At 28.8% G+C, this 8,445-nt stretch carries 8 protein-coding genes and 4 pseudogenes; 7 read left to right on the top strand and 5 right to left on the bottom strand.

Annotated features, from left to right (window positions below):
• From JV528_RS14720 to JV528_RS12510, 3 genes are all read right to left on the bottom strand, one after another.
• Positions 1 to 279: IS6 family transposase (locus JV528_RS14720; RefSeq protein WP_239469965.1), on the bottom strand; the 279-nt coding region annotated here is incomplete at its 3' end.
• 343 nt (positions 280 to 622) lie between these two features.
• Positions 623 to 715 (bottom strand): type I toxin-antitoxin system Fst family toxin, encoded by a 93-nt coding sequence (locus JV528_RS12515; protein WP_023016171.1) that lies wholly within the window; start codon positions 713 to 715, stop codon positions 623 to 625.
• Between the two features lie 648 nt (positions 716 to 1,363).
• Positions 1,364 to 2,038 (bottom strand): IS6 family transposase, encoded by a 675-nt coding sequence (locus JV528_RS12510; protein WP_172693206.1) that lies wholly within the window; start codon positions 2,036 to 2,038, stop codon positions 1,364 to 1,366.
• Positions 2,039 to 2,323: 285 nt separating this feature from the next.
• Between JV528_RS12510 and JV528_RS12505 the strand changes: the two genes are divergently transcribed.
• The 4 genes and pseudogenes from JV528_RS12505 to JV528_RS12490 all read left to right on the top strand — a co-directional run bounded on the left by JV528_RS12505 (position 2,324) and on the right by JV528_RS12490 (position 4,986).
• A complete protein-coding gene (locus tag JV528_RS12505; RefSeq protein ID WP_078099083.1) occupies positions 2,324 to 2,554 on the top strand; it encodes an IS3 family transposase in 231 nt (76 codons plus the stop codon).
• Positions 2,555 to 2,660: 106 nt separating this feature from the next.
• Complete coding sequence (locus JV528_RS12500; RefSeq protein WP_049949312.1) at positions 2,661 to 3,521, top strand: CPBP family intramembrane glutamic endopeptidase; 861 nt, start codon at positions 2,661 to 2,663, stop codon at positions 3,519 to 3,521.
• 48 nt (positions 3,522 to 3,569) lie between these two features.
• A complete protein-coding gene (locus JV528_RS12495) occupies positions 3,570 to 4,082 on the top strand; it encodes an SA1002 family membrane protein (RefSeq protein ID WP_031838161.1) in 513 nt (170 codons plus the stop codon).
• A 94-nt stretch (positions 4,083 to 4,176) separates the two neighbouring features.
• Positions 4,177 to 4,986: pseudogene (locus JV528_RS12490) on the top strand (alpha/beta hydrolase).
• Between the two features lie 88 nt (positions 4,987 to 5,074).
• Here the strand turns inward: JV528_RS12490 and JV528_RS12485 are convergent.
• Positions 5,075 to 5,638 (bottom strand): annotated as a pseudogene (locus JV528_RS12485) (IS6 family transposase).
• A gap of 176 nt (positions 5,639 to 5,814) precedes the next feature.
• Between JV528_RS12485 and JV528_RS12480 the strand changes: the two are divergent.
• Complete coding sequence (locus JV528_RS12480) at positions 5,815 to 6,546, top strand: CPBP family intramembrane glutamic endopeptidase (RefSeq protein WP_031900907.1); 732 nt, start codon at positions 5,815 to 5,817, stop codon at positions 6,544 to 6,546.
• A 209-nt stretch (positions 6,547 to 6,755) separates the two neighbouring features.
• On the opposite strand, the pseudogene JV528_RS14910 reads toward JV528_RS12480, so the two are convergent.
• Positions 6,756 to 7,217 (bottom strand): annotated as a pseudogene (locus JV528_RS14910) (transposase); the annotation flags it as partial.
• On the opposite strand from JV528_RS14910, the pseudogene JV528_RS12465 reads away from it, so the two are divergent.
• A pseudogene (locus JV528_RS12465) lies at positions 7,217 to 7,439 on the top strand (IS6 family transposase); the annotation flags it as partial. The pseudogenes JV528_RS14910 and JV528_RS12465 overlap by 1 nt on opposite strands.
• A gap of 375 nt (positions 7,440 to 7,814) precedes the next feature.
• A complete protein-coding gene (locus JV528_RS12460) occupies positions 7,815 to 8,411 on the top strand; it encodes a hypothetical protein (RefSeq protein WP_224677182.1) in 597 nt (198 codons plus the stop codon).
• The last annotated feature ends 34 nt before the right edge of the window (positions 8,412 to 8,445 follow it).

Raw genomic sequence — 8,445 nt, 5'->3', positions numbered from 1 at the left:
AATCGCACTATATAAATAGCACCATTTGCCCTTAATTTTGATATATGTCTCATCGATATGCCATTTATAATAAGCTTTTTTATGCTTTTTCTTCCAAATCTGATACAAAATCGGTGCATATTCTTGAACCCAACGATAGACTGTTGAATGATGAACATTGACACCACGTTCTCTTAATATTTCAGATATATCGCGATAACTCAATGCGTATCTTAGGTAGTAGCCAACGGCTACAGTGATGACATCTTTATCGAATTGTTTATATCTGAAATAGTTCATACAGAAGACTCCTTTTTGTTAAAATTATACTATAAAATCAACTTTGCAACAGAACCCTAAAAAGTCTTATAAGCAAAAATATATTAACGGTAACAGACTTGAAAACGCAAAGTTACTCTATGAAAAAGCCAGTTCACAATCTCATAAAATTTATCAATATGTTAAAGATAAGTTAACAAATTAGTTGTAAAAATAAGCTGTGTCTTAATATTTTTAAAAGCATAGATTTGCATTTCCGTCCTATATAATGATATACTATACTCAACAAAGAGAATTTCATAGGTACACCAATCCCCTCACTACCGGAAATAGTGAGGGGATTTTTTGGTGCAGCTATGTCGCCCTATTTGTTACGATTGTTTAGCCAAAACGTGAAAATCGCAACAATACACCCTGAAATCACAGGTGCAATTATACTAACAAAGAGAATTGCCATAGGTTCCACCTCCTTCCATAGTAATTTCGCCTATGGAAGTTAAGGCGACTCTATTATTATACCATTTATACCTTTTAAAGCATATGTCCTTCCGATAAGCCTACATATGTTAATTATATTACTTTTATACGCGCTACTTGCACATTGGATGGATATATATAAAATAATTTCATTTTGCATGGCTACCTATTTTTTAAGCTTAAATTACTCAACACCTACACGCATAAAGTACACATGCNNGCATGTGTACTTTATGCGTGTGTATATTAGCTAACAACTCCGAAAAACAACGATAGTCCTTACAAAAAATTCAGTTTAACTCAGTTGATATATCTTCGACATAAAATTTAAAACATCAGCACAGATATTAACTCAGGACACCATGCTTTAAAAAGAAAGTTATTGCTAGCCACTCTCCAATGTTTTTTATAGTAATCTATCAGATTTACAAATATAAATATAATGTTAGAAAATAGAAGCACTATATATAACATAATAAGGACTAGCTTCATATCATTAGTCATAATTGATGTATAAGCCACTACAAACCCGTATAAGATTACTAATGATGTCTTTGTGATTTTTATGGTTCTGTTGCAAAGTTAGAAAAAGTATAGATAATCACCATTTTATCATGTCAGTGTTCGTTTAACTGGCTAACATATTACTAATTTCATGGCATGGAGAAAATCCGTAGATCTGAAGAGACCTGCGGTTCTTTTTATATAATCCGTAAATACATTCAATCCCTTTAATTGTATTTTTGGCCGTATTGATACTTTGGTATGTTGGCTTTCTCATCTTAATATGACGGTGATCTTGTTCAATGAGGTTATTGAGATATTTAGACGTACAGTGAGAATTAGGGTTAAGTTTAAATACCTTAATTACTTTAGCCATTGCAATCTTCGTTGAAGGTGCTTGATCTGTAATTATCATTTGAGGTTTACTGAATTGTTTAATAAGACGCTTAATAAACGCATATGATGAGTGATGATTTCGTTTTTTGCGTAACCAAATATCCAATGTATGACCATCTGCGTCAATCGCGCGATACAGATAACACCACTGTCCTTTAATTTTGATATATGTTTCATCAATGCGCCACTTATAATATGCTTTTTTATGCTTCTTCTTCCAAATTTGATACACAATAGGTGCATATTCTTGAACCCATCGATAAATGGTTGAATGATGAACATCAACACCACGCTCCCTTAATATTTCAGATATATCACGATAACTTAATGCGTATCTTAAATAGTAGCCAACGGCTACAGTTATGACATCTTTATCATATTGTTTATATCTGAAATAGTTCATACAGAAGACTCCTTTTTGTTGGAATTATACTATAAATTCAACTTTGCAACAGAACCGTTTAATATATATTCACAAAAAATATGGATGTTGGTATTATTGCACATGAATGTTGATTTCGCTTTATTTTCATCTGTAATAAATCAATCATATTTACAAGTAGCACCAGCCCTTATTGTGGATATTATTTTAATTTTTACTGTTTTAAAGATAATTATGTATATACTCAAGTCGATCAAATCAAAAAATAATAGACTTTTATAAGATGAAGTCCTAGAAGCATTTAAAATTAAACGCTCATTAAGTACCAAAGATTGTCCTTATAATAACGTAGTTGCGGAAGCAACGATGAAAGCAACGAAAACTGAATTTGCAAAACAAATGAAATTTGAAAACTTAGGACAGTTAGAAACAGAATTATTTAATTACGTAAATTGGTACAACAATTTTAGACCATATTCTTCGTTACAGTATTTAACGCCATTGGTGTTTAAGTATCTACACATGAAAAGTGTCTAAAAAAATGTTGACCTTCCACTATATATTCCAGTAAGATTAATAAGATACATTTTAAAGGATATACTGTTACTTATTACCATATGGAAATTTTAAATGGAGGTATTTTATGAGATTAACAAAAAAAAATATCAGTTGGTGGAAAGTTATCATACTAACAATCTCACTTTTTGTTCTATCAACTTTATTAAGCACAATAACAACGTTACTATTTTTGGTTTTTAATTGCTCATATGAGATAAATTATTTATTGAACGATCCAAATGTTAATATTACAATAGGTTTTATAACATTTCCTATTTTATTATTTTTAACTATTTTAACTAACAAAATTTATTTTAAAGATACTATTTTGTCTTTAGGTATTCATAAAAAAAATTGCATTAAGTATATAATCGTGGGAGCAGCTTTAGGAACATCATTTATTTCAGCGGTATTTATAATTAATTATTTTTTCTCTACTATTAGTGTACATAAACAGATAAATATACAGTGGGATGTATTATTAATAATCACTATTGCTTTTATATTTCAAGGGTTTACTGAAGAAGTACTAACTAGAGGTTTTCTTATGAGTAAAATCGCTAAAGAAAAAGGGAGATTATTCACAATAATAGCTAGTAGTACAACTTTTACTATTTTGCATTGCTTTAATCCCAATATAAACCTAATATCACTGATTAATATATTTTTAGCAGGTTTAATATTTTCTTTATTATTTTATTTAACGGGTAGTATGTGGATTACTGGTTTTGCACATAGTTTATGGAATATAACTTTAGGTGTTATTTTAGGTATAAATGTAAGTGGTCAAAAGTTGCCAAGTACACTATTAAAAACTATATCTTATAGTGAATATAGTTTGTTTAATGGGGGCGAATTTGGATTTGAAGGAGGAATAATAACTACATTTGTTAGTATTTTTATTATATTAATATTATATAAATTAACAAAAAACCACAAAGTATGAAAGTCTCGTATGCAGTCATTAATGTAATATAAAGAGCAAGGAGCGAAAATGGATATAACATTGAAATTTATAATTATAATAATATCTTTTGTGTTATTAAGCGTTATTATTTCTGATAGAAAAAATAAATTTTTATTTTTAAATGCTTTGATTATTTTTTTGTTGTTTTCGATTATGAGTTATATATCTTTATTTTTATCTTCGCTTTTATTAGTATGTATATTTGGTATTTTGAATATAGAACTAGGGAACTTTTTTGTTCTAGGAATAGTTATAATATTTTTTGCTGGTTCCATACAACTACTGTTATTTAAATTGGTGTTAAAGAAAGTAAATTTTGAAATTAAATATGCTTTAATAATTGAACACCTTATCCAATGGATATTAATTTATTTAGTGATTTACCAGACAACTAGTCAAAAAATTTTATATGATAGAGAATCAATGACAAAATTAGAAATAACTAGTTTTTTAGATATTTCATCAATAAATATTTTAATATTACCAACCTTTATTGTTACATGGATAACAATATTCAGTTTGAGGATAAAAGATACATAATATAGTGCTCTTTTTCCGAATTATTTTAATTTTACCTATTTATGTTAATTAATGGTAAAATTAAAATAATTATAAATATAGAGAGGTTAAAAGAATGAACTATATAAAATATATACATAGTGTAGATGGAACAACTTTATATGTTAAAGTGAATGAAAATGTAAATAGTAGCGCTAATATCATTATATGTCATGGATTAGCAGAGCATTTAGATCGCTATGACGAAATTTCAAACTATTTGCAGGAGTAAAATTTTAATATTATAAGATTTGATCAACGAGGACATGGAAGGTCTGGAGGAAAACGAACTTTTTACAGCAATGTAAATGAGATAGTTGAGGACTTAGATGCTGTTATTAATTTCACCAAAGAACATTATAAAGGTAATATCTATCTGATTGGGCATAGTATGGGAGGATATGGGTCTGTACTTTATTCTACTAAAAACCCTGGAAAGATTAATGGTTTAATTATATCTGGAGCAGTAACAAGGTATAATCAGAAAACTTTTGGAGACATTGATGATACAATTGATAGAAATAAGTATATTAATTATGAAATTGGAGAGGGAGTGTGTAGTGATACTTTTGAGTTAGAAAAATATAGATTAGATGCATTAACTGAAAAAAAGGTATCTTACGGCTTGATATACACTGTTTTGGAAGGTGTAAAAGACTTAGTGGAAAATGCTCAATATTTTGATGATAATATTTTAATTTTACATGGCAAAGATGATGGGTTGGTTCATTACAGTGACTCTTTAGATTTTTATAAAAACATTTCTTCTTCAAAAAAAGAATTACATATTTATGATGGTTTACAACACGAAATTTTTAACGAGAGAAAAAAGAATAAAGAAATTTTTTCGGAAATTGCAAACTGGATAAATAATGATTTAACTTGAGAATCCGATTGATAAATTTGAATAAGTCGGTTCTGTTGCAAAGTTTAAAAATAAGTGTCCAACTTTATCTTTAAAATAACAATTCGTGTTAATTTGCTAACATGATGCTATTTTCGTGGCATGGCGAAAATCCGTAGATCTGAAGAGACCTGCGGTTCTTTTTATATAGTCCGTAAATACATTCCATTCCTTTGATTGTATTTTGGGCTGTATTGATACTTTGGTACTTTGTTTTTCTCACCTTAATATAACGATGATTTTTTCAATAATGTTATTTAAATATTTAGAGATACAATGGCAGTTGGAGTTGAGTTTAAAATCTTTAATCAATTTGGGCATTGCTGCCTTCGTTGAAGGTACTCGGTCATTATCATTTTGGGTTTACCAAGTTGTTTAATAAACACATATGCTGATTGCTTATCTCATTTCTTACGTAACTAAATATCTAATGCATGACTATCTGCATTAATGGCACGATATAAATAGTACCATTTGCCTTTTATGTTGATGTATGTCTCATCAACACGCCATCTATAATAGACTTTTTTATGCTTTTTCTTCCAAAGTTGATACAAAATAGGAGCACATTCTTGAATCCAACGGCTACAGTGATGATATCTTTATTGAATTGTTTATATCTGAAATAGTTCATAAAGAATACTCCTTTTTTGTTAAAATTATACTATAAGATCCACTTTGCAACAGAACCGTTTATTAAATGGTCAGACTTGGAGGGTATATTATAAAATCTTTGATAAGTAGTATCGTTATAGTTATATAATTTAATTAAAAGTTTTACTTCAGCGGAAATTAGAAAGGAGTATTTTGATGAAAAAAACAATAATATACTTTGTTTTATATTTTATTATAAGCGCTATTGGTTTTGGTACGTTGAAAAAATTAGGGATAGAATATAATAGTTTGGAAATTGCAGTATATGCCCTTCCTATGATGATAATTTTGTCAATATTTGTTTACTCAATAGCTTTGAATCCCTATCAAAAAAGAAAAAGCTCTCCTATAATACAGGTAAAATCATTGGAATATGTGGTTCCATTGGTTATATTATGTGATATATTAATAATTTTAGAATCATTATATACTGGTAATTTTAGACCTATATTATTGGCACAGTTACTTTTAACCTTTCTTATTGGTTTTTCAGAAGAATTCTTTTTTAGAAAATATATTATTGAACATATGCTGACTAAACACAAATCAAAACTGTTAGCCCTTATTACTTCTTCTATACTTTTTGGTTTACTACATATGGCAAATACCTTTGGTGGTCTAACTATTGAAAATGCTGCTTCTCAATCTATGTTAGCTACAGTAGTAGGGCTATTATATGGTTTAATATATATATTCACAAAAAAAATATGGATGTTGGTATTATTGCACATGAATGTTGATTTCGCTTTATTTTCATCTGTAATAAATCAATCATATTTACAAGTGGTACCAGCCCTTATTGTGGAAATCATTTTAATTTTTACTGTTTTAAAGATAATTATGTGTATACTCAAGTCGATTAAAACTAAAAATAATAAGTTTTTATAGAGAATACATAGAAATATTATAGCAGGTTCTATTATGGAGTGGCCTTGGCAAGATTTCATATAAAACAATAAATATAAGATTATTTTCATATTGTTTTCTTAGTCTGAATGGTATAGACAGGAGGCTAATATACTACGCACATTATTTATTCTGGCTCTTTGCCAACATCGGTTGGTTAAGATTATAACGTACTAAGTAACATCAAACTGTTACTTAGTACGTTTTTTATGCTCACTTACAAATATCCTTGAAATAAGTAAAGTCCTATTTTTGAAATTATAAAAATTCCCATAACGATAAGCGACTCGTTTAATTAGCTTAATTTTATTTTTGATACCTTCGATTGGACCGTTGGTCAAATGCTAAAGAATCTAAACGTATGATAATTCATTTTATCTAAATCAACGGGGTGATTTTAATAAAAGCTTCCAATGACGTTTTAATTTATTATATTTAGGTTTATATTTTGTCCGAAACCCATTCATTATTTTAATACGACATCGATTAATTTCACGGTTAACAGCCTGAACGATATGAAAACAATCTAGAATAACAGCTGTATTAGGAAATAATGATTCTATAAGCGATGTATAGGGAGGATACATATCAATAGAAATACTTTTAACCTCTTCGTGTTGCTTTCTAAAAAATCTTAAAAACACTCCCCTAATTTAAACTTAACCCTGATTGTCATTGCACATCTAAATAGCTTAAGAATCTTATTGAACAAGATCACTGCCATATTAAGATAAGAAAGACAAGGTATCAATACAGCAAAGAATATGATCAAAGGGGTAGAATGCATTTACGGACTATATAAAAAGAACCGTAGGTCTCTTCAGATCTACGGATTTTCTCCATGCCATGAAATTAGCATCATGCTAGCAAGTTAATACGAAGTATTATTTTAAACATGAGTTTAGAGGTTTGTTTTTTAACTTTGCAACAGAACCGGTGGGACTCTTAAAGGCATCATTGTTTATCATTTCTTTTTATTGTATTTTTTTCTGTATGTTACAGCTATGATTACTAGTAAAATTATTATTATTAAGGCTATTATATTAATAATAATTTTACTAGTTTCATTGTTGTTTAGGAATCCATTTATTGCAACTATTATTACTACTAATAATAATATACTACTTATTTTATTGTACATATTATTCAATAATAAAACTCCTTCCTCTTAATCTTTAGTTAAAGTATAATTTAATTATACTTTAACAGAGGAGTGTTTATATGAAAAATATTTTTTTATTAAGAGTGCTTTGTCTGTCGCAGCTTTCACACTACTTACATCTTCTTTGGGATATTCTTATGTTGAGGCTTCAGAGAATGCAGCTAATGTTCAAAAAGTTGATGTTTCGCAAGTGGATAAAGAAAGCGCTAATTTAGAAAAGGAGTTAAATACATATTTGACTCTAATTGAAAAAATGCCAGATTCTGTCGCGAATCAAGGAATTGATTCTGGAGTTAAATGGTTAAATCAAAATAAAGGTAAAAGTTATGAAGGGTATTCTTTTGTTAATGAGAATAACCATTTGAAGTTGGTTCAAGACAATAATGCTGTTGTTTATAAGGCAAATTGGGGTGCATGTATTTCTGCGGTTGGAGTTGCTATTGCGAGTAATGCTATTCCTTGGGCTAAAATTTTGAAGGTTAAAAAGGCCGCTAAAGCAGTGGGTGGAATACAAAAATTAACTAAGGCTGTTGTTACCTCTTATAAGCATCAAAGAAATTTAGGTCTTTCTAGAGGCAATGCCATTAAAAAAGCAGCTTCAATTGCTACAAAAACTTTCCCTCAAGCTACGAGACAAGCTGTTATAGAATTCTTTTCATTAGGAGGGTTATCTAGTTGTTTCTAACAATTTAGATATGTCTTTTATGCCGAGAAAACTT

The sequence above is a fragment of the Staphylococcus sp. GDB20D11A genome, assembly GCF_016893255.1.
Lineage (GTDB): Bacteria > Bacillota > Bacilli > Staphylococcales > Staphylococcaceae > Staphylococcus > Staphylococcus aureus.
Note: the sequence above shows the minus strand (reverse complement) of the source record. Positions and strands in the feature narration are given on the sequence as shown.

Bases quoted from the DNA above. Each gene is read 5' to 3' on its own strand.
- JV528_RS12500 (WP_049949312.1), top strand. From the start codon at position 2,661: ATGAGATTAACAAAAAAAAATATCAGTTGGTGGAAAGTTATCATACTA.
- JV528_RS12495 (WP_031838161.1), top strand. From the start codon at position 3,570: ATGGATATAACATTGAAATTTATAATTATAATAATATCTTTTGTGTTA.
- JV528_RS12510 (WP_172693206.1), bottom strand. From the start codon at position 2,038: ATGAACTATTTCAGATATAAACAATATGATAAAGATGTCATAACTGTA.
- JV528_RS12480 (WP_031900907.1), top strand. From the start codon at position 5,815: ATGAAAAAAACAATAATATACTTTGTTTTATATTTTATTATAAGCGCT.
- JV528_RS12515 (WP_023016171.1), bottom strand. From the start codon at position 715: ATGGCAATTCTCTTTGTTAGTATAATTGCACCTGTGATTTCAGGGTGT.